This window comes from uncultured Dietzia sp. (assembly GCF_937873725.1).
Taxonomy (GTDB): domain Bacteria; phylum Actinomycetota; class Actinomycetes; order Mycobacteriales; family Mycobacteriaceae; genus Dietzia.
Genome location: NZ_CALMYY010000063.1, coordinates 20,618 through 41,605, shown reverse-complemented (window position 1 = coordinate 41,605; position 20,988 = coordinate 20,618). Strand labels below are relative to the sequence as shown.

Annotated in this window: 17 protein-coding genes; 12 read left to right on the top strand and 5 right to left on the bottom strand. The window is 71.5% G+C overall.

The window, feature by feature from the left end; all coding sequences use genetic code 11:
- Positions 1-91: 91 nt before the first annotated feature.
- A complete protein-coding gene (locus tag Q0444_RS05825; protein ID WP_299022084.1) occupies positions 92-925 on the top strand; it encodes an alpha/beta fold hydrolase in 834 nt (277 codons plus the stop codon).
- On the opposite strand, the gene Q0444_RS05820 is transcribed toward Q0444_RS05825, so the two are convergent.
- The gene (locus Q0444_RS05820) at positions 870-3,023 is read right to left on the bottom strand and encodes a prolyl oligopeptidase family protein (protein ID WP_299022081.1); all 2,154 of its coding nucleotides are present in this window, start codon (positions 3,021-3,023) and stop codon (positions 870-872) included. The two genes, Q0444_RS05825 and Q0444_RS05820, sit on opposite strands and share 56 nt — an antisense overlap.
- 166 nt (positions 3,024-3,189) lie before the next feature.
- On the opposite strand from Q0444_RS05820, the gene Q0444_RS05815 reads away from it, so the two are divergent.
- Positions 3,190-3,345, top strand: a complete 156-nt coding sequence (locus Q0444_RS05815; RefSeq protein ID WP_291080382.1) for a hypothetical protein — start codon at positions 3,190-3,192, stop codon at positions 3,343-3,345.
- Positions 3,346-3,470: 125 nt separating this feature from the next.
- Entirely contained in the window at positions 3,471-4,865 is a 1,395-nt protein-coding gene (gene lpdA / locus Q0444_RS05810) for a dihydrolipoyl dehydrogenase (protein ID WP_291080384.1), read from the top strand.
- An 80-nt stretch (positions 4,866-4,945) separates the two neighbouring features.
- On the opposite strand, the gene Q0444_RS05805 is transcribed toward lpdA, so the two are convergent.
- Positions 4,946-5,719, bottom strand: a complete 774-nt coding sequence (locus Q0444_RS05805) for a hypothetical protein (RefSeq protein ID WP_291080386.1) — start codon at positions 5,717-5,719, stop codon at positions 4,946-4,948.
- 227 nt (positions 5,720-5,946) lie between these two features.
- Between Q0444_RS05805 and Q0444_RS05800 the strand changes: the two genes are divergently transcribed.
- Together Q0444_RS05800 and Q0444_RS05795 are read left to right on the top strand one after the other, a co-directional pair.
- Positions 5,947-6,675 (top strand): HAD family phosphatase, encoded by a 729-nt coding sequence (locus Q0444_RS05800; RefSeq protein WP_291080388.1) that lies wholly within the window; start codon positions 5,947-5,949, stop codon positions 6,673-6,675.
- A complete protein-coding gene (locus tag Q0444_RS05795) occupies positions 6,672-9,176 on the top strand; it encodes a glycoside hydrolase family 65 protein (protein WP_291080389.1) in 2,505 nt (834 codons plus the stop codon). Before Q0444_RS05800 ends, Q0444_RS05795 begins: the two co-directional genes overlap by 4 nt.
- A 211-nt stretch (positions 9,177-9,387) precedes the next feature.
- On the opposite strand, the gene Q0444_RS05790 is transcribed toward Q0444_RS05795, so the two are convergent.
- The 3 genes from Q0444_RS05790 to ramB form a co-directional block, all read right to left on the bottom strand.
- Positions 9,388-10,257 (bottom strand): type IV toxin-antitoxin system AbiEi family antitoxin, encoded by an 870-nt coding sequence (locus tag Q0444_RS05790; RefSeq protein WP_299022074.1) that lies wholly within the window; start codon positions 10,255-10,257, stop codon positions 9,388-9,390.
- A 277-nt stretch (positions 10,258-10,534) separates the two neighbouring features.
- Positions 10,535-11,173, bottom strand: coding sequence for a carboxymuconolactone decarboxylase family protein (locus Q0444_RS05785; protein WP_299022072.1), 639 nt, complete (start codon positions 11,171-11,173; stop codon positions 10,535-10,537).
- A gap of 5 nt (positions 11,174-11,178) precedes the next feature.
- Positions 11,179-12,633, bottom strand: coding sequence for an acetate metabolism transcriptional regulator RamB (gene ramB, locus Q0444_RS05780; protein ID WP_291079844.1), 1,455 nt, complete (start codon positions 12,631-12,633; stop codon positions 11,179-11,181).
- A gap of 193 nt (positions 12,634-12,826) precedes the next feature.
- On the opposite strand from ramB, the gene aceA reads away from it, so the two are divergent.
- From aceA to Q0444_RS05745, 7 genes are all read left to right on the top strand, one after another.
- Positions 12,827-14,116 (top strand): isocitrate lyase, encoded by a 1,290-nt coding sequence (aceA, locus tag Q0444_RS05775; RefSeq protein ID WP_291079846.1) that lies wholly within the window; start codon positions 12,827-12,829, stop codon positions 14,114-14,116.
- Positions 14,117-14,278: 162 nt separating this feature from the next.
- Positions 14,279-15,199: a 3-hydroxybutyryl-CoA dehydrogenase gene (locus tag Q0444_RS05770; RefSeq protein ID WP_291079848.1), complete on the top strand. Its 921-nt coding sequence runs from the start codon at positions 14,279-14,281 to the stop codon at positions 15,197-15,199.
- 112 nt (positions 15,200-15,311) lie between these two features.
- Positions 15,312-17,558 carry a 5-methyltetrahydropteroyltriglutamate--homocysteine S-methyltransferase gene (gene metE, locus Q0444_RS05765; RefSeq protein ID WP_299022089.1) on the top strand — a complete coding sequence of 749 codons (2,247 nt, stop codon included), beginning with the start codon at positions 15,312-15,314 and terminating at the stop codon, positions 17,556-17,558.
- 78 nt (positions 17,559-17,636) lie between these two features.
- Positions 17,637-17,945, top strand: a complete 309-nt coding sequence (locus Q0444_RS05760; protein WP_291079850.1) for a hypothetical protein — start codon at positions 17,637-17,639, stop codon at positions 17,943-17,945.
- Positions 17,946-18,034: 89 nt separating this feature from the next.
- Positions 18,035-19,243, top strand: a complete 1,209-nt coding sequence (locus Q0444_RS05755; protein ID WP_299022068.1) for a DUF445 domain-containing protein — start codon at positions 18,035-18,037, stop codon at positions 19,241-19,243.
- A gap of 130 nt (positions 19,244-19,373) precedes the next feature.
- Positions 19,374-19,892 (top strand): helix-turn-helix domain-containing protein, encoded by a 519-nt coding sequence (locus Q0444_RS05750; RefSeq protein ID WP_299022066.1) that lies wholly within the window; start codon positions 19,374-19,376, stop codon positions 19,890-19,892.
- A gap of 74 nt (positions 19,893-19,966) precedes the next feature.
- Positions 19,967-20,959 (top strand): hypothetical protein, encoded by a 993-nt coding sequence (locus tag Q0444_RS05745; RefSeq protein ID WP_291080846.1) that lies wholly within the window; start codon positions 19,967-19,969, stop codon positions 20,957-20,959.
- Positions 20,960-20,988 lie beyond the last annotated feature (29 nt).

Genomic DNA, 20,988 nt, shown 5'->3' with positions numbered 1-20,988 from the left:
GGTAGGGCACAGTGGCGGGCAGGAGAAAGTTAACCGAATGTCCGCCATACAGGCCGGGCGGGATCTCAAAAGGCGCCAAGATCACGTAAGCTTGGCCCAAACGCGGACGCCGCCTCCGGCGGTCCGGTGCCTCCCCGGCATCGCGGCCGGCGCCCGCTACTACCTCCCCCTGGCCCGCGCGCTCGCCGCGGAGGGCGTGGACGTGGCGATCACCGAGCTGCGCGGCCAGGGCGAGAGCACCCACCGGATCGGCCGCGGCGGGGTCGCCGGGTACCACGAGAGCGCCGCCGAGGACGTCCCGTTGGCCCTGGACGCCATGCGCCGGGCCCTCGGCGACCGGCGCGTGATCCTGCTCGGCCACAGCATGGGCGCCCAGATCGGCGTCTACCACCTGGCGCGCCGCGACCCGCGCGTCGCAGGGCTGGTCGCGGTGGCAGCCCAGTCGCCGTTCCACCGCGGTTTCCCGCGGCCGGTGGGTCGCAAGCTGCGGTTCGGCTCGGTGGTGCTGCCGGTCGTGGGACGGCTGGCCGGTCACGTCCCGGGTGGGTTCTTCGGCGCCGAGGGCCGGCTCCCGGCCGACCGGGTGCGCGACTGGTCCCGGCTCGCGGCCACCGGCGTCATGCAACCGGCGCGCGCGGACCTGGACTACCTGGCAGGCCTGACCCGCGTCGAGGTCCCCGTGCTGTCGGTGGTGATCGCGCACGACCCACTGGCGCCCGAGAGCGCCGCGCGCGGACTGCTGGCCATGCTCCCCGGTGCCAGGACGAGCCTGGAGGTGGAGCCGGTGCCGCTCGGCCACAACACGTGGGCGCGCACGCCCGCCGCGGTGGTCGCCCGGGTGCTCGCGTGGATGGACCGCGAGGTGCCCGTCAGTCCGTCCCGGGACGACGACGAGGGAGACGACGCCGGAAGAACTCGTAGGTGAGGACCGCCTTCCGGGCCTCCTGCGAGTTGTCGGCCGCGCCGGCGTGGCCACCCTCCGTGTTCTCGTAGTACGCCACCTCGTGGCCGGCGGCCTCCAGGGCGGCCGTCATCTTGCGGGCGTGGCCCGGGTGCACGCGGTCGTCCCGGGTGGAGGTGGTCATGAGGACCGGCGGATAGCGGACCTCCGTGGCCGGGCGGACGTGCTGGTAGGGCGAGTAGTGCCCCAGGAAGTCCTCCCAGTCCGCCGAGTCCGGGTCGCCGTACTCGGCCATCCACGACGCTCCCGCCAGCAGCAGGTGGTACCGCTTCATGTCCAGCAGCGGCACCGCGATCGCCAGCGCCCCGAAGAGCTCCGGGTAGCGGGTGAGCATGACGCCCATGAGCAGCCCGCCGTTGGATCCGCCCGTGGCGCCCAGCTGGTCCCGCGTGGTGACCCCGGTGTCGACGAGCGCGCGGGCGACGGCCGCGAAGTCCTCGAAGGCGCGGGGCCGGTTCTCGCGGACCGCCGCCCGGTGCCAGCCGGGCCCGTACTCGCCGCCGCCGCGGATGCCGGCCACCACGTACACGCCGCCGTCCTCGAGCCACAGCGCGCCGCGCAGGGCGGCGTAGGCGGGCCGCATGGAGACCTCGAACCCGCCGTAGCCGTAGAGGATCGTGGGCCGCGGGCCCGGCCCGCCGGGTCCGCGCATCACGGTGTACGGCACCTCGGTGCCGTCGTCGCTGACCGCCGTGTGCCGGGTGACCTCGATCCCGGTGGCGTCGAAGCGGTGCGGGGTCGAGCCGAGGGTCTGGTTGGAGCCGTCGGCGCGGAGCAGGACCAGGGAGGGCGGGACGACCGGGCCGGAGACGGCGAGCACGGCATCGTCGGGGTGGGGGCGCTCGGCGGCCGGGCCCGCACCGGCGACGCCCGCCCACGCGAGTCGATCGCAGGACAGCACGTCCACCGAGACGTGCTCGGGCAGGCCCCTCACGGGCAGCGGCTCCCACGGACCGTCGGCGGTGTCGGGGATCGCGAACGCCTCGAGGCGCGACTCCGTGTCGTCGAGGATCGTCAACAGGAGCCGGCCCCGACCCCATGTCACGTCCTCGACGGTGGTGGACGGGGTGGGCGCGAACAGGACCGCCGGCTCGGGGAGCCGGCCGGCGTCGGCGTCGACCGCGGCCCACGGGACCACGAGCACCGAGCCGCCCGGGTAGGTCCGCCCCGCGGCGCCGAGGTCGGTCCGGGGGCGCAGCAGCAGCCAGTCGCCGCAGGAGTCCACCCGGCAGTCCTCGGGAACGGGCAGCCTGAACGGGGCGTCGACCGTGGGGTCGGCGCCGAGGGGCCAGGACCACTCCTCGGAGGTGTGGAAGTCGGGCGCCCGGCTGGCGGTGACGCGCCCGGTGACAGGGTCGTGGGAGGCGCCCACGGCGACGTCGTCCGTCCGGCCGGAGAAGAGCTCGGGGGCGTCCACCGGATCGGTGCCCCGGCGCCACAGGCGGACCACGCGGGCGTACCCGGACTCGGTCGCGTCGGAGCCGTCGGGATCCAGGGGGGCGGCCAGCAGGACCGTGTCGCGGTCGACCCAGGACACCGAGCACTTGGCCTCCGCCAACCGGAATCCCCCCTCGGCCCGGGGGACGAAGCGCCGGGAGGCCAGGTCGAACTCGCGGATCTCCACGGCGTCCGCGCCCCCACGGGACAGCCGGATCAGCACGCGGTCGTCCGACGGGCGCCGGACAACGGTGCCCGAGTAGACCCAGTTCACGTCCTCCTCGGCGGCGAGGGCGTCCACGTCCAGGAGCGTCTCCCAGGCCGGGTGGTCCACGGCGGGGGCGCCCTGTGCGAGCACCGACCACGGCACCCGGCGCCACAGCCCGCGGGGATGCTCGGCGTCCCGCCACAGGGTGTAGGCGTGGCGGCCCCGCAGGACGGGCCAGGCGATGCGGTCCGTGGCGTCGAGGATCTCCAGGGCGCGGGCGGTCGCGGCGTCGGCGGCCGGCCCGGACGCGAGGTCCGCCACCGTCCGGTCGCTGCGCTCGCGGACCCATGAGAGGGCCTCGGGGGAGTCCACGGACTCCAGGTGGAGGTGGGGGTCGACGTCGGCGGGGGCTGTCATGCCCTCGATGATGCCGTGATCGACGCGACACGTCCGCAGCGGCACCTCTCACGCTCAGGGTCTTGTTACCGGACCGCGTGGTCAGTATCATCAACCGGGCGTCCGGGTCGGTTGACCCGGCCATTCTCGACTAGGTCGGGGATGCACTCGATAAACGGAGATACACATGGCTTCTCTCGAAGAGATCCTCGCCGGCGGTTCCAGCGAGTCCAGCTCCCTCAGCGGCGGCAGTTCCACCACCACCATCACGGATCAGATCGCCGAGGCGATCGGTGGTCTCGTGACCACCGCCCTCAAGTCGGTCCTGGGCAACCTGTCCTGATCCGCCACTGACGCGGTCGACGTCGCCGCCCCCTCCACGCGGAAGGGGGCGGCGATGCTCATTTCGGGTGCGATTCCCGGGTGCATCCCGTGCCGGAGCCGCCCGTTGCGCATACCCTGTGTGTCGTGGCTGACTCTCATTACGACCTCATCGTCCTCGGCGCGGGCCCCGGTGGCTACGTCGCCGCCATCCGCGCCTCGCAGCTCGGCCTCAAGGTGGCCGTCGTCGAGGAGAAGTACTGGGGCGGAGTCTGCCTCAACGTGGGGTGCATCCCCTCCAAGGCCCTGCTGCGCAACGCCGAGTTGGCCAACACCGTGCTGCGCGACGCCAAGACCTTCGGCATCTCCGGCGACGTCTCCTTCGACTACGGCGTCGCCCACGACCGCAGCCGCAAGGTCTCGGCCCAGATCGTCAAGGGCGTCCACTTCCTCATGAAGAAGAACAAGATCACGGAGATCGACGGGTTCGGCACCTTCACCGACGCCAAGACGATCGAGGTGGGCGGCACGGCGTACACGTTCGACAACTGCATCATCGCGACCGGATCCGTGGTCAAGTCGCTGCCCGGGATCGAGTTGAGCGAGAACGTGGTGAGCTACGAGGAGCAGATCCTCTCCCGCGAGCTGCCGGACTCGGTCGTGATCGTGGGGGCCGGCGCGATCGGCATGGAGTTCGCGTACGTCATGGCCAACTACGGCGTCGAGGTCACGATCGTCGAGTACATGGACCGTCTCCTGCCGAACGAGGACGAGGAGGTCTCCAAGGAGATCGCCAAGCACTACAAGAAGCTCGGGGTGAAGCTCCTCACCGGCCACAAGACCACCGCGATCACCGACAAGGGTGACTCCGTGGAGGTCCGGGTGGAGAAGAACGGTGACGAGGGGTCCACGCAGACCCTCACCGTGGACAAGGTGCTCATGGCCGTGGGATTCGCCCCCCGCGTCGAGGGCTTCGGGCTGGAGAACACGGGCGTCGAGCTCACCGATCGCGGCGCCATCGCGATCGACGACACCATGCGGACCAACGTCCCGGGGATCTACGCGCTCGGCGACGTCACCGCCAAGCTGCAGCTGGCCCACGTGGCCGAGGCCCAGGGCGTGGTGGCCGCCGAGACCATGGCGGGTGCCGAGACCCAGACGCTGGGCGACTACCGGATGATGCCGCGTGCCACCTTCTGCCAGCCCCAGGTGGCGTCGTTCGGGCTGACCGAGGCCCAGGCCCGCGACGAGGGTTACGACGTCAAGGTGGGCAAGTTCCCGTTCTCGGCCAACGGGAAGGCCCAGGGGCTGGGGCACGCCGTCGGGTTCGTCAAGGTCGTGGCGGACGGTACGCACGGCGAACTGCTGGGGGCGCACCTCATCGGCCCGGACGTGTCCGAGCTGCTGCCCGAGCTGACCCTCGCGCAGATGTGGGACCTCACCGCGGAGGACGTGGCCCGCAACGTGCACACGCACCCGACCCTGTCCGAGGCGATGAAGGAGGCCCTCGAGGGCGTCGGCGGCCACATGATCAACCTCTAGCGGGATCGCCCTCCGGGGCCCCGACGCCAGAACGCCCCCGGAGCCGGCTCCGGGGGCGTTCTCGCGTGGTCTCGAGCGGGTTACTTCGCGGCGATGATCTTGTTCATCTGCGCCTCGTAGATCTTGTCGAGAGCGGCGTTCGCGGCGGGCAGGACGGGGTCGGCCGCCGCATCGTTGCCGGTGGCCATGTACTCGATGCTGGAGGTGACGCCGCGGGCGAACCCGTGGATGACGATCGCCCGGCTGATGGTCCTGCTGCCGTCGGGCTGGTTGACCAGGAAGTCGCTGGTCACCCGGAAACCCTCGGCGCCCTCGACGGCCGGGGCGTCGGCGACGGTCATGACCAGCTCCACCTCGGGGTTGCTGGCGCTCTTCGAGGTGGTGCAGGCCTCGTAGAGCGAGCGGTCGAGGAACTCGTCCAGCTTCTTCTTGACCAGCCCGATGCCGAACTGGTGCTGCGTCTCGTCCGTCTCGGACTGCTTGTACAGCACCGCCGCGGTGACACCCTCGGTGAGCGCGAAGTTGGAGACGGTCTCCAGGCGGGAGACCTTGTCGCACGCCGGGTTCTCCATGAGCTGACGGCCCTGATCGGCGATCAGCTTGTCGATCGGCTCCCGGAGGACGTCCGGCCCGATCACCCGCACGACGCCCGATCCCGGGGTCTCGCCCTCGCCCAGGATGAGGTCGTTCACCGGTGCCTGCGGCGTGGACTCGTCGACGGCCGCGCTCGTGGTCTGGCCGGGGTCAGCGGAGGCGTCATCGGATTCCGACGAACAGGCGGTGAGCGAGGCCGCCGTCGCCAGAGCCAGGCCGGCGATGGCCACACGGCGGGGGGTGCGGGTACGGAGTCTCATCTCTCTCCTTCTGGTCATGGTCCCTAACATAATGCCACCGCACACCACGGATCTGCGCATCCCGCCCACCCCGGGGCGTCCCGCGGTCGTGGCCGGTACGCGCGCGCGGAGTGTGAGGTGTCCCATAGGAGGGTGGTCCGGGGCGGCCAGATGCGGTGGGTGAGTCTAGCCTTGGTGCGTCATCGGCAAGACAGAGAACGGCCCGGCGCCCGGAAGCAGGACACGACATGGACCATGACGGTGTGGACGCCGTGCTCTTCGACCTCGACGGGGTGATCACCCCGACGGCGGAGAAGCACATGCAGGCGTGGAACCGGATGTTCTCCGCCTACTTCGCCGACCGCGGGATCGACCCCTACTCGGACGAGGACTACTTCCGCTACATCGACGGCAAGCCCCGTGTGGAGGGCATCGCGTCGATGCTCGCCGCGCGCGGGATCGCCCTGCCGGAGGGGGACGACGACGACCCGGCCGACGCGGACACCATCCACGGGCTGGGAATGCGCAAGAACGTGATCTTCCGTGAGCTGCTCGACGAGGGGATCGAGGCCTACCCGGGGTCGGTGGCCTACCTCGACGCCCTCGACGCCGCCGGCATCGCCTCCTGCGTGGTCTCCAGCTCCAAGAACGCCACCGCGGTCCTCGAGGCCGCGGGGCTGCGGGACCGCTTCGAGGTGGTGGTCGACGGGCTGGTCGCCGCCGCCGAGGGCATCCCCGGCAAGCCCCGGCCCGACACCTACCTGCGGGGCGCCGAGCTGCTCGGGGTGCCCGCGGCCCGGTGCGTGGTGATCGAGGACGCCGTCTCCGGCGTGCAGGCCGGTGCCGCCGGCGGGTTCGCCCGGGTGGTGGGCGTGGACCGCGGGGCCGGGCGCGAGGTCCTGCTCGACGAGGGCGCCGACCTCGTCGTCGTCGATCTCTCCGAGCTCATCCCCGGACCGACGGCGACGGGGTCATGAGCCCCGTCACCCCCGGGCGCGGCCCGGTCCACGACACCGTCGGCGAGTCCGTCCCCGGCAACATCCGCACGACCTACGGCGTCAACCTGCGCAGCCACCTCGAGGTCCCGGAGATCAACCGCTCCACGCACCCCGTGGACCCGTGGCGCTGGGTCGAGACCAGCCCCAAGGCCTCCCCGCTCGGGGTGTCCGAGACGCAGTTCTCCGTGGCCAACGGCTACCTGGGGATGCGCGGCAACCCCGAGGAGGGCCGGGACTCCCGCACCCACGGGACCTACGTTAACGGGTTCCACGAGACGTGGCCCATCCAGCACGCCGAGGACGCGTTCGGGCTCGCCCGCGAGGGGCAGACGATGGTCGACGCCCCCGACACCAAGACGATCCGCGTGTACGTGGACGACGAGCCGCTGCGCGTGACCGCCGCCGACCTCGAGCGCTACGAGCGCAGCATCGACTTCCGCGACGGCATCCTGCGCCGCGAGCTGGTGTGGCGGACGCCCGCCGGCAAGAAGGTCGTCATCCGCACCACCCGCATGGTGTCGATGGTGGAGAAGCACCTCGCGGTGATGACCTACGAGATCGAGCTCCCCGACGAGCCGGCACCCGTGGTGATCTCCTCGCAGGTGCTCAACCGGCAGGACGGCGAGGACGAGTACCACTCCGCCGACGCCGGGACGGCAGAGGGCTTCGACCCCCGCCGGTCGGACGGCCTCGAGCACCGGGTGCTCGAGTCGCAGCACTGCGAGGGCCAGCGCGGCTACCAGGTGCACGGGTATCGCTGCGCCAACTCGGGGATGACCATCGGCGTGGCCGTGGACCACCGCGTCGAGACGGAAGACAACGTGGACATGAACACGGTCGTCGACGAGGACGGATCGCGCGTGATCTACCACGCGCACGTGACTCCGGGTCGCGTGTTCCGGCTCACCAAGATGGCGGCCTACCACACGTCCGCGCAGGTCCCGGCCCACGAGCTGGTGGAACGCTGCGCGCGGACCCTCATGCGGGCCCGCGACCGCGGGGTGCAGGACCTGCACCGCACGCAGCGCGACTGGTACGACCACTTCTGGCACCGCGCCGACGTCGAGGTGGAGGGGCCCGCGGAGACCCAGCAGGCCATCCGCTTCAACCTCTTCCAGCTGGCGCAGGCCTCGGCGCGGGCGGAGACGTGCGGGATCGCCGCCAAGGGCGTCACCGGCAGCGGCTACTCCGGCCACTACTTCTGGGACACCGAGACCTACGTCCTGCCGTTCCTCACCTACACGCTGCCGCAGTTCGCGCGCAACGCCCTGCGGTTCCGCTACTCGATGCTGGACAAGGCCCGCGAGCGCGCCCGCTTCCTGTCCGTGAAGGGCGCGCTCTACCCGTGGCGCACCATCAACGGCGAGGAGGCCTCGGCCTACTACGAGGCCGGCACCGCTCAGTACCACATCAACGCGGACATCGCGCACGCCATGGTCAAGTACGTCTGGGCGACCGACGACCAGGAGTTCATGGTCCGCGAGGGCGTGGACGTGCTGGTGGAGACCGCCCGCATGTGGGTCTCGCTCGGGTTCTTCGCCGTCGACGGCCGGTTCCACATCCACGGGGTGACCGGCCCCGACGAGTACACGACCGTCGTGGACAACAACCTCTTCACCAACGCCATGGCCCGGTTCAACCTGGTGGCCGCGGCGATCGCGTGCAAGCGCATCGCCGAGCTGGGCGACGGTCGGTGGGAGGGGATCTGCCGGCGCCTGAAGATCGACAACAGCGAGATCGCCGAATGGAAACGCGCCGCCAAGAACATGGTGATCACCTACGACGAGGCGCTGGGTGTGCACCCGCAGGACCAGGACTTCCTGGCCAAGGAGGTCTGGGACCAGGATCTGGCCGAGCCCCGGCGGCCGCTGCTGCTGCACTTCCACCCGTTGGTGATCTACCGCCACCAGGTGCTCAAGCAGGCCGACGTGGTGTTGGCGATGTTCCTGCGCGGCGACGAGTTCACCGAGGACCAGAAGCGGGCCAACTTCGAGTACTACGACCCGCTCACCACCGGCGACTCCACGCTCTCGGCCGTGGTCCAGTCGATCATCGCCGCCGAGATCGGCTACTGCGAGGAGGCGTTCGAGCATTTCTCCAAGGCGCTCGTGGTGGACCTGGCGGACGTGCACGGCAACGCCGCGGACGGGATCCACGTGGCCTCCGCCGGTGGTGTCTGGTCGGCGCTGGTCAGCGGGTTCGGCGGCATGCGCGACTACCGGGGGGACATCTCCTTCGACCCGCGGGTGCCGGCCGAGTGGGACGCGCTGACGTTCCGGCTGACCGTCCGCGGCACGCACGTGCGGGTCCGCGTAACGCACGAGGAGATCACGCTGGTCAACCTCAACGGCGCGGACTTCGACTGCACCGTGCAGGGGCAGCCGGTCCTGGTGCCGGCGGGGGAGACGGTGACGTTGGGGTTGGACGAGCGGGCCCGCGCCTGCCGGCCGTGCCTGGAGCGCCCGGCACTGCAGGTCTGATCCGCCGCCGCCGCCGCCGCCGGCTTACGCTGCCCCTTCGGCTTGTGCTGGGCCCGCCGCCCCCGGCTTACGCTGCCCCTTCGGCTTGTGCTGGGGGAATGCACGCCTGGGCCGGGCTTGCGATGGCGGACGGGACCACAGAGGCAGCGTGAGTCGAGGGCGCAGCGCAACCGGGCGGGCGGCCGCCGACGCTGGCCCGGCCGCCGCCGACTCATGCTGCCCCTCTGTCGGCGGTGAGGCGGTAGGCAGCCTCGACCTGCCGCAGGATCTCGTCGCGCTGGAGACGGAAGATCCTGCGGTCCACCACGATCACGATCCAGCCGGCGGCCTGCAACCGATTCCGACGGTGTCGGTCCTTGGACTGCTGGACCGGGTCGTCATGATGGGGCCCGTCGTATTCGACCGCGATCTTCCGATCCGGGTCCGCGAGGTCCAGGCGGTATCCGAGTTCGCGAACCGCGACCTGAGGGATGAAGTCCGTGTAGCCGGCCGCGCGGAGGAACAGCCTCGTCTCGGTCTCTCGCGGTGACTCCGACCGGGGATCCGAGTCGGCCAGGACCCGCCGGGCGCGCGCAACGCCCCACGTGCCGGCGAGCGAGTCGACGGTCTCCTGCATCCGTTCCCGGGTGAAGCCCCTCCGGTACAACTCCTCGAGCGCGAGGACTCCGTCCACGTGGTCGTTGAATCGGGCGAGGTCGAAGGCCGTCCACGCAGGGCTCGTGACCCGAACGCCGCGGACCCTCGTCACCCATCGGTCCGGCACCGTGTATCGCCTGATCCGGAGACCCGCTCGCGCCCGACCGTGAGGGCCGACGCACAGTTCCGGGATCGCCTCGCCGGGTGCGGTGACCCCGTGGAGGGCAGCCGCCGACCACCCGGTGAGCACCGCGCCGGGGTAGAGGCGGAAGTAGGCGACAGACAGGGTCTCGAGGGTGAGCTCGGTGCTGGCGGGGAGCCCCAGTTCGTCGGCGGTCTTGACGAAGTCGCGGTCCCGCCGCCGCCTGGGGGTGGGGGCGATCTCGCGGCTCAGTCGGGCCCGGGGGGGAACGGGGTGACGTACCTGAGGGCCGGTGCGGGTCATGCCCGAGATGATGCCGAGCGTCCATCGTCGTTCGGCCTCCGACCGAGGCCCTCCGGGGCATCCCTGTGGAGGGGTGGGGGCCTGTGGAAATCGCCGGATGCCCCCGTGGCCGCGACGCCGCACCCCGCGGGATGCGCTGGCTCTCTGACCTGCGCTGGCCGAATGGTCCCGTCGGCCAGCGCACCCCCGGGACAGGCGAGCATTCTCGCAGCACAAGCCGGAGGGGCAGCGTAAGTCGGGGCGGGTGCGGGCGGGTGCGGGCGGGTGCGGGCGGGGGTCAGCGCTGTTGGTCGGGCTGGATGCGCAGGGTGTGGATCGACGTGGCCAGCCCGTCGTACTGGGTCACCAGTTGGACCAGGGCGACGAGCTGGGCCGCGGTCAGGTGCGTCGCCAACCCCGCCCACGTGTCGTCGGCGACGTCCCTGGTCCGCACCAGCTCGTCGACCGCGCGCAGCACGGCCCCGAGCCGATCGGTCCACCCCGCGTCGGCGGGGTCGTGGAGGGTGCGGGCGATCTCGTCGTGGTCGAGCCCCACCCGCGCGCCGATCCGCTCGTGGTGGGCCCGCTCGTACGCGCTGCCCCGCAGGTGGGCCACGCGCAGGATCACCAGCTCGGTGGTCCGGCGGTCCAGGACGCCGAAGGGCATCATCATCCCGGAGTAGGCCAGCCAGGCGGGGAACAGCCGGCGGGCGTGGCCGAGGGTGGCGAACAGGTGCACGTCGCGGCTGCCCGTGACGCGGGCGCCGACGCGGTTGACGGCCCACCCCACGGGGCCGAGCTCGCGGAACCCGCCGGGGCGGATGCGGGGTCGGGACGGGCTCCGGCCGGCCGTGGCGGTGGCGCCGTCGGTGGCGCCGGCGGCGGAGATGTCGGTGGCACCGGCGGGATCGCTGGCGCTGCTGTGCGGCTGGCTCATGGCCGTCAGGGTAGGGCAGCGGCGCCCGAGGGGGAGCCGGGTCCGTCGAGGAGGTACGGCGACAGGGCCGAGCGGTGGGCGTCCACCTTGAGCGCCCGGTGCAGCGGCGGGAAGGCCCGCTGCGGACAGGCCGGGCGCTCGCACATCCGGCAGCCCGAGCCGATCTTGGTGGCGGCGTCCGAGTCGTCAAGGTCCAGCCCCTGGGCGTAGACGGTGCGGTGGGCGTGGCGGGCGTCGCAGCCCAGGCCGATCGCGAACGTCTTGCGGGGCTGGCCGAACCGCATGGGCCGGGTGGTGACGGTGCGCGAGACCCACAGGTGCCGGTGCCCGTCGGGCATCTCCGCGACCTGACGCATGATCTTCCCCGGGAAGGAGAAGGTCTCGTAGATGTTCCACAGCGGGCAGGTGCCGCCGGAGGTGGTGAAGTGGAAGCCGGACGCCGACTGGCGTTTGGACATGTTCCCGGCCCGGTCCACGCGGACGAAGCTGAACGGCACCCCCGAGGCACCCGGCCGCTGCAGCGTGGACAGGCGGTGGCACACGGTCTCGTACCCGGTCGCGTGGAACGTCATGAGCCGCTCGACGTCGTACCGGAAGTCCTCCGCGGTGTCGAGGAAGCGCTGGTAGGGCATGAGGACGGCGGCCGCGAAGTAGTTGGCCAGGCCGCGCTGCGCCAGGGTGAGGGCGGCGGGGGAGCTGAAGGCGCCGTCGGCCACGAGCTCGTCGAGCAGGGCCCGGTGCTCGAGGAAGGCCAGCTCCGAGGCCACCCGGAAGGCCTGCTGGCCGCTGGTGAGGTGCGCCGACAGGTCGAGCCGACGGTCCCGGGCCGAGTAGCGGTGCCACAGCCCGTCGGGCAGGTCCACCCGGCGCACCACGCGGACCCCGTGGGTCTCGGCGAGGCGGTTCTCGAGCTCGGCCCGGACGTCACCGCGGTTCATGCGGATGCGCGTGGTGAGTTCCTCGGCGGCCACGTCGAGGGAATCGATGTAGTTCTGGCGCTGGTAGAAGTAGTCGCGCACCTCCTCGTGCGGCATGGCGAGGGCGGAACGGTCCACCTCGGCGGACAGCGCGTTGCGGCTCTCGGTGAGCGCGGCCAGCAGGTCGGCGGAGTTGCGGTACCGCTGGTGGAGGACGGCAAAGGCCCGCGCGAGCGAGGGGTGCGCGCGGACCAGGTCGACCACGTCCGAGGCGGGGATGCCCCCGGACACCTGCGGGTCGGACAGCGCCTCGCTCAGCTCGGCGATGAGGCGGGTGTCGGAGTCCGAGGCGAAGAAGGTGGAGTCGACGCCGTAGACCTCCGAGAGTGTGGTGAGGACACGGGAGGTCACCGGGCGGGTGTCGCGTTCGAGTTGGTTGAGATACGACGACGACAAGCCGAGCGACTGCGCGAAGGCGGCCTGGGTCAGGCCCTTCTCCTCGCGCAGCCGACGCAGTCGCGCACCCATTTGTGAGGCCGTCATCAGCTTTCCCCTCCGGTTGGTGGTCCGCCCCACATTCTTCGCAAAGTTTGCAAGCAAGGCAAGGAAACTCGCCATATTCGCACTACCCGCAGGTAGACGCGGTGCGGTGCGTGTGGCAGTCTTGGGAAGTACAGGATGCCGCGCTCGCAATTGTGCGAAGTCGGCACCGTTCCCGAGACAGAAAAGAGACGCGATGTCGAACGTCGGCAAGGCACGTACCGCTGCAGAGATCCAGCAGGACTGGGACACCAACCCCCGCTGGAAGGGCATCACCCGCAACTACACGGCCGAGCAGGTCGCGGAGCTGCAGGGCACCGTCGTCGAGGAGCACACCCTCGCCCGTCGCGGCGCGGAGATCCTCTGGGACAAGGTCAACAACAAGGACTTCGTCAACTCGCTCGGCGCGCTCACCGGCAACCAGGCCGTGCAGCAGATCCGTGCCGGCCTCGAGGCCGTGTACCTCTCCGGCTGGCAGGTCGCCGGCGACGCCAACCTCTCGGGCCACACCTACCCGGACCAGTCGCTGTACCCGGCCAACTCGGTCCCGACCGTCGTTCGCCGCATCAACAACGCCCTGCTGCGTGCCGACGAGATCGCCCGCATCGAGGGTGACACCTCGGTCGAGAACTGGCTCGCCCCGATCGTCGCGGACGCCGAGGCCGGTTTCGGTGGCGCCCTCAACGCGTACGAGCTGCAGAAGGCCATGATCGCCGCCGGCGCCGCCGGTGTGCACTGGGAGGACCAGCTCGCGTCGGAGAAGAAGTGCGGCCACCTCGGTGGCAAGGTGCTCATCCCGACCAGCCAGCACATCCGCACCCTGACCTCGGCCCGTCTCGCCTCCGACGTCGCGAACGTCCCGTCGGTCATCATCGCGCGCACCGACGCCGAGGCCGCCACGCTCATCACCTCCGATGTCGACGAGCGCGACCGCCCGTTCATCACCGGTGAGCGCACCGCCGAGGGCTTCTACAACGTCCGCAACGGCATCGAGCCCTGCATCGAGCGCGCCAAGGCCTACGCCCCGTACGCCGACCTCATCTGGATGGAGACCGGCACCCCGGATCTCGAGTACGCCAAGAAGTTCGCCGAGTCGGTCAAGTCCGAGTTCCCGGACCAGCTCCTGGCCTACAACTGCTCGCCCTCCTTCAACTGGAAGGCGAACCTGGACGACGCGACGATCGCCAAGTTCCAGAAGGAGCTCGGCGCGATGGGCTTCAAGTTCCAGTTCATCACCCTGGCCGGCTTCCACTCCCTCAACTACGGCATGTTCGACCTGGCCTACGGCTACGCCCGCAACCAGATGTCGGCGTTCGTGGAGCTGCAGGAGCGCGAGTTCAAGGCCGCCGAGGAGCGTGGCTTCACCGCCGTCAAGCACCAGCGCGAGGTCGGCGCCGGCTACTTCGACCGCATCGCCACCACGGTCGACCCCAACACGTCCACCGCGGCGCTGAAGGGCTCCACCGAAGAGGGTCAGTTCCACTGATCCCCTGGTCGGCCTGCGCGTAGGCCGACCGGCACCGTGGCGTGAGCACACCGGGGGCCGCGGCCGTCTTCTTGGAGGCGGCCCGGCCCCCGGTCGTCTCTGGCGCCCCCCGGGCCCCGCGCCCGGCCCGAACCCCATCCGGCCCCGAAGGACGTGTCGCACATGCCCACCACCCGCGAGGCAGCCCGGGACCCGGGGCGGATCACTCGCGTCGGGGTGGTGGGCGCCGGCCAGATGGGGTCCGGGATCGCCGAGGTGTGTGCGCGCGCCCACGTGGACGTCCTGGTGTGGGAATCCACCCGGGAGCTCGCCGCCGCCGGCCGCGCCCGCATCCTCGGCTCGCTCGACCGGGGGGTCTCCTCCGGCAAGATCACCGGTCGCGAACGCGAGCAGGCGTCGCTCCGCCTGCGGTTCACCACCGACCTCGGGGACTTCGCCGACCGCCAGCTGGTGGTCGAGGCGATCGTCGAGGACGAGGCGGCCAAGACGGCCGTGTTCCGCGAACTCGACGAGGTGGTCACCGACCCCGACGCCGTCCTGGCCTCCAACACCTCCTCCATCCCGATCATGAAGCTCGGCACGTGCACCGCGCGGCCGGAGCGCGTGATCGGCATGCATTTCTTCAACCCCGTCCCCGTGCTCCCCCTGGTCGAGCTGGTGAGCACGCTGGAGACCGGCGCGGGCATCCGGGAGCGCGCCGAGAGGTTTGCCGAGCAGGTCCTGGGCAAGCAGGTCGTCCACTCCGCGGACCGCGCGGGCGCGGTGGTCAACGCCCTCCTCGTGCCGTACCTGCTCTCGGCCGTCCGGATGGCCGAGTCCGGATTCGCCACCCCGGAGGACATCGACAAGGCCATGGTGCTCGGCTGCGCCCACCCGATGGGTCCGCTGGCCCTGGCCGACCTCGTGGGGCTGGACACCGTCATGGCGATCGCCGACTCGATGTACACCGAGTTCCGGGAGCCGCTGTACGCCCCGCCCCCGCTCCTCAGGCGCATGGTCGAGGCGGGCCGGCTGGGCAAGAAGACGGGCCACGGTTTCCACCGCTACGACGCGACCCGGGCCCCCGCGCACGCGTCGCGCTGAGACCGTGTCGTCGTCGTCGTCGTTCCCGCCGCCGGCCCCCGGCGCCACGGCGACGCGCCCCCGCCCCGCCGCCGACGCGGCGCACCTCGACCCCGCCCGCGCCTCCAGCGTCCTGGGGTATCCGCGGATCGGCCCGCGCCGCGAGCTCAAGCGCGCGCTGGAGCGGTACTGGCACGGCGACGGCACCCGGTCCGAGCTCCTGGCCACCGGCCGCCGGATCCGGGAGTCGACCTGGCACGAGCTCCGCGCCGGGGGGCTCACGCAGATCCCGGGCAACACCTTCTCCTTCTACGACCACGTCCTGGACGACGCCCTGCTGATGGGCGCGGTCCCGCACCGGTTCCGGGAGCTGGTCGAGGGGCTGGGCCCGCTCGACACGCAGTTCGCGCTGGCCCGCGGCCGGGCGGACGTGTCGCCGCTGGAGCTGGTCGCCCTCCAGGGGACCCCGTACCACTACCGGCAGCCCGAGTTCGAGGCCACCTCCACGCTGGGGCTGCAGCCGGGGGAGTTGCTGGCCGAGATCGCGCGGGGCCGGGAGCTGGGGTTCGAGCTCCGGCCCGTCCTCACCGGCCCGCTGTCGCTGCTGCTGCTCGCCAAGGCCGCCCCCACCGCCGAGCCCGGCTTCCGCCCGATCGCGCTGCTCGACCGACTGCTGGACCAGTACGAGGCGCTGCTCGGGGTGCTCGCGGACGCGGGCGTGACGTGCGTGCAGTTCGACGAGCCGTGCATGACCATGGAGCGCTCGCCCGGGGAGATCGACCGGCTCCGCCACGCCTACGACAGGCTCTCCGCGGTGCGCGACAGGCCCCGGATCCTGGTGACGGGGGAGTACGGGGACCTGGCCGGCGCCCTTCCGGCGCTCGCGGCGACGGGCATCGAGGCGATCGGGCTGGACCTGGTGCACGGGCGGCGGATCGTAGCCGACCTCGCCGCGGTCCCGGGCCTGACCGGTAAGCGCCTCTACGCCGGCGTGGTGGACGGCCAGAACGTGTGGCGCACGGACCCGTTCGCCACGCTCGACTACCTGCGCGAGCTCAAGACCGTGTTCGGCGACCTGGTGGTCTCGACCTCGTGCACGCTGCTCCACGTCCCCTACGACGTCCTGGCGGAGACGGCCCTGCCCGCCGGGCTCGCCGGCACGCTGGCGTTCGCCCGGCAGAAGGTGTCGGAGGTGGCGTCGCTGGCCGTGGCGCTGGTCGACGGTCCGCCGCCGGACTGGCGGCCGGTGCCGGTGCCGCCCGCCGCGCGCCGGGACGACGGGCGCGCCAGGACCGCGGGGGTCCACGACGACGACAGGGTCCGCCTCCCCTACCCCGAGCGGGCCGCCCTGCAGGCCGACAGGCTCGGCCTCCCGACGCTGCCCACCGCGACCCTCGGCTCGTTCCCGCAGACGGTGCAGATCCGGCGCGCTCGCCGTGACCTGGCCGAGGGCAGGATCGACTACGAGCGCTACTGCGAGTACCTGCGGGCGGAGATCGCCTCGGTGATCCGCCTGCAGGAGGACATCGGCCTGGACGTGCTGGTGCACGGCGAGGTCGAGCGCAACGACATGGTCCAGTACTTCGCGGAACTGCTGGACGGGTTCGCCGCCACCCGCCACGGGTGGGTGCAGTCCTACGGTTCCCGCTGCGTGCGGCCCCCGATCCTCCACGGGGACGTGGCGCGGCCCGCGCCCATGACGGTGGAGTGGACGGGGTACGCGCAGACGCTCACCGACCGGCCGGTCAAGGGGATGGTGACGGGCCCGGTGACCATGCTGGCCCGGTCCTTCTGCCGCACGGACCTCTCGCTCCCCGAGGTGGCCACGCAGCTCGCGCTGGTGATCCGGGACGAGGTGGCGGACCTGGAGGCGGCGGGGCTGGCGATCGTCCAGATCGACGAGCCCGCCCTCCGGGAACTGCTGCCCCGGCGCGGCGCCGACCGCACGGCCTACCTCGAGTGGGCGGTGGCCACGTTCCGGCTCGCCTCTGCCGGGGCCCGGCCGGACACCCAGATCCACACCCACCTGAGCTACTCGTCCCTGCGGGAGATGAGGGAGGCGATCGAGGGGCTCGACGCGGACGTCACGGCGATCGTCGCCACGCGGTCGATCGACTGGGTCCTGGACGCGCTCACCGACAACACGCTCACCCGGCAGGTGGCCCCGGGCGTCTACGAGTCGAGGTCGGGATTCGTGCCGGACATCGATCTCCTGCACGAGCGCCTGCTCAAGGGGGTGGCCGCGGTGGGGGTCGACAGGCTCTGGGCGGTGCCGGACGGCGGGCTCAAGACCCGCTACACCTGGCAGTTGGAGCCGGCGCTGCGCAATCTCGTCACCGCGGCCCGACGAATCCGCCGGTCGGTTGCCCGGGACGGGTGAGGTTCTAATAGGATCAGGGGTATTCAAGTCCCGGGCCCTGCGGCGCGGGATCGGTAGTAGACGAAAGAGGACGACATCATGGCCGGTCAGACCCTCGCGCACACTGGTGCCGCCATCGTCGAGGAGTACTACCCGGAGTACGCGACCACGGAGTCGCCGGTGTACCCGCTGTACTCGGATCTGGTCTACATCGGGTCCGCCGTCCTCCTGCTGAGCATGAGCATGCTGGGCCTGCCCATCACCGCGCTCGGCTACTACATGGACGGCATGGGCGTCTCGCTCGGACTGACCGTGGCCGCCATCGTGGCCAACGTCGTGGTCTTCCTGGTGGGGCTCGGACTGTGCATGGCCGGGTTCCGTCGGCACGGCCGCGAGGACGCACACTGACGCTCGACCCGGTCGCCGCGGCGGGCGGTCCCGCGCTCAAGGCGGGGGACCCGGACACCGACGCGGAGCGCAGGTCCGCCCTCCGGCGGATGAAGATGGTCGCGACGGGCTTTCTCGTCGTGGCCGGCCTAGTCTACCTGTTCGCCGAGTACTCGCTGAACAACGGTGCCGGGGCGTGGGCGGGGTACGTCCGCGCGGCCTCGGAGGCCGGGATGGTCGGCGGACTGGCCGACTGGTTTGCGGTCACCGCGCTGTTCCGTCACCCCCTGGGGATCCCGATCCCGCACACCGCCCTCATCCGGAAGAAGAAGGACCAGCTGGGGACCTCGCTGGGCGGGTTCGTGGGCGAGAACTTCCTCGATCCCGCGATGGTGAGCGAGAAGGTCCGGAGCGCGCGCATCCCCGAGCGGGCCGGGCAGTGGCTGCAGGATCCCGGGCACCGCGAGCTGGCGTCCGACCAGGCGGCCAAGGCCATCCGGTCCGTGCTCGCGGTGCTGCGCGACGAGGACGCCGTGGCGATCATCGAGCGCACGATCGTCGCGCGGATCGCCGAGCCCGAGTGGGGCCCCCCGGCCGGTCGGATCCTCGCGGAACTCCTCGACGAGGGGCGGCACCTGCCGCTGCTGGACCTCATGGCCGACCGGGCGCACGAGTGGGTCGAGGCCAACCCGGTCACCATCGACCGCTGGGTCCGCGAGAAGGCCCCCACCTGGGCGCCGCAGTTCGTCAACGAGCTCCTGTCCGACCGCGCCTACCGGGAGCTGCGCGAGTGGACCTGGCAGATCAAGGTGGACAAGCAGCACGCCGTCCGGCTGGCCCTGATCGGGTTCGCCGAGGACTTCGCCCGCGACCTCCAGCACGACCCCTCGACCATGGCCAAGCTCGAGGTGTTCAAGCGCGAGGTCATGAGCCGGGGGGAGGTCAGGCGGGCCGCCGGGTCGGCGTGGGTGGCGGCCAAGCGGATGATCGTCGAGGCGACCGAGGACTCGTCGTCGACCCTCCGGGTCAAGATCGACGACCTGCTGCGCCGCCTGTCCGAGATGCTGGTGGGGGACGAGAAGGTCCGGGCGCGGCTCGACGACTACACGACCCGCACCGCCGCGTACGTGGCCGAGAACTACGCCGGCGAGGTCACCTCGATCATCTCGGAGACCGTCGAGCGGTGGGACGCCGACGAGGCCTCCGACAAGATCGAGTTGCTCGCGGGCAAGGACCTGCAGTTCATCCGCATCAACGGCACGGTCGTCGGCGCCCTCGCCGGGCTGGTCATCCACCTGGTCTCCGAGGCCGTCTTCTGACCCTCCCGGGTGTGACGAGCCGGTGTGACGAACCACACCGGTCCGGGACGCAGATAGCGCTTGCTGCAGCAAGCGCTGGTTGCTAGCGTTGTGTGTAGACGATGAAGGACGGCGAGAGGAGGTGGACTCCATGGCCGAGACACGTGGCCGAGGCAGTGACAAGACGGAGTCCACCGCCACGCACGTGGTCGAACCGACCGCTGCGACTCTCGCGCGGAGGACCAAGCCGACCGGCGAGGTTCCCCGTCATGACGACGGCGCCCTCCCGGGTGACCTCGACAAGCGCCCGTCCGAGTCGCAGGACGTCGGGTCGTTCATCCGCGCACAGCGGGAGGCGGCCGAGGTGTCCATCCGGCAGCTCGCCGAGCGTGCCGGCGTCTCGAACCCGTACCTGAGCCAGATCGAACGCGGGCTGCGCAAGCCGTCCGCCGAGGTCCTGGGTCAGATCGCACGAGGTCTGAGGTTGTCCGCGGAGGTGCTCTACGCCCGAGCGGGGATTCTCGAGCTGAAGCAGGGGAGCCCCGTCAGGGATGCCATCCTGACGTCCCCGGACCTCACCGAGCGGCAGAGGGAGGTGCTCGTGGAGATCTACGAGTCGTTCCGAACCAACAACGCAACGGCAGCCGACCAGGTCGTCGACGTGCCCTGAGCGCGTCCGACGGCGGCCCCCCGGGGCCACGCGACACCACCACTGAACACCCGCAACTGATCAAAGGAGTCGACATGACCGACAAGAAGCCCACCGCCAAGAAGGCCCCCGCCAAGGCCGCCGCCAAGGCGCCGACCAAGGCCCAGGCCGCCAAGAAGGTGTCCAGCTCGGCCAAGACCGCGCCGCGCAAGTCCACCGCCAACGATCCGGTCTTCGAGGGCCCGCTGGGCCAGGCGCTCGCCGCGGTGCGCACCCCGGTGTACGCCTACGTCGGGATCAACGACCTCGCGGTCCAGGCCGTGTCCGGCCTGGTCGCCGACCTCCGCCGCCGTGCGGAGGAGGCCGTGACCGACGCGCAGACCAAGGTGACCGAGCGGGTGACCGACGTGCAGAACCGCGTCACCGAGCGCGTGTCCGACGTGCAGAACCGCGTCACCGAGGTGCCCGACCGGGTCCAGGCCCTGCCGGCCGAGGTCGAGGAGCTGGTCAACCGGTTCCGCCCGGAGGAGCTGCGTAAGGTCGCCGACGCGTACGTCGAGGTGGCCGCCGGCATCTACGGTGGACTCGCCGCGCGTGGCGAGGACGTCGTGGCCCGCCTGCGCGAGGAGAACCCGCAGCTCGAGGCCGGCCTCGCCCGCGTCAACGAGCAGGTCGCCCGCGCCGCCGGCGCCGTCGAGGAGCAGGTCGAGCTCGGCGAGGAGGCGCTCGGTACGGTCGCCCGCCAGACCCGCTCGATCGGCGTCAAGGCAGCCGGCCGCGTGTCCAAGGCCGCCCGCCACGCCGCCGAGGAGGTCGGTGACGCCGCGGACAAGGCCGCCGACACCGTCGAGGACGCCGCGTTCGCCGTCTCGGACGAGGTCCAGAGCGGCGCCGCCAAGGTCGAGGCCCGGACCGCCCCGGCCAAGAAGGCGCCCGCCAAGAAGGCCCCGGCCAAGAAGGCGCCCGCCAAGAAGGCGACCACGCCCGCCGCGAGCCAGGCCGCCAAGCCGGCCGCCCCGGCGTCCAAGCCGGCCGCCGCACCGGCGTCCGCTCCGGCTCCCAAGCCGGTCTCGTCCGACGACAAGTGAGTCGTCCCGGCTGACGCCGGACACCGACC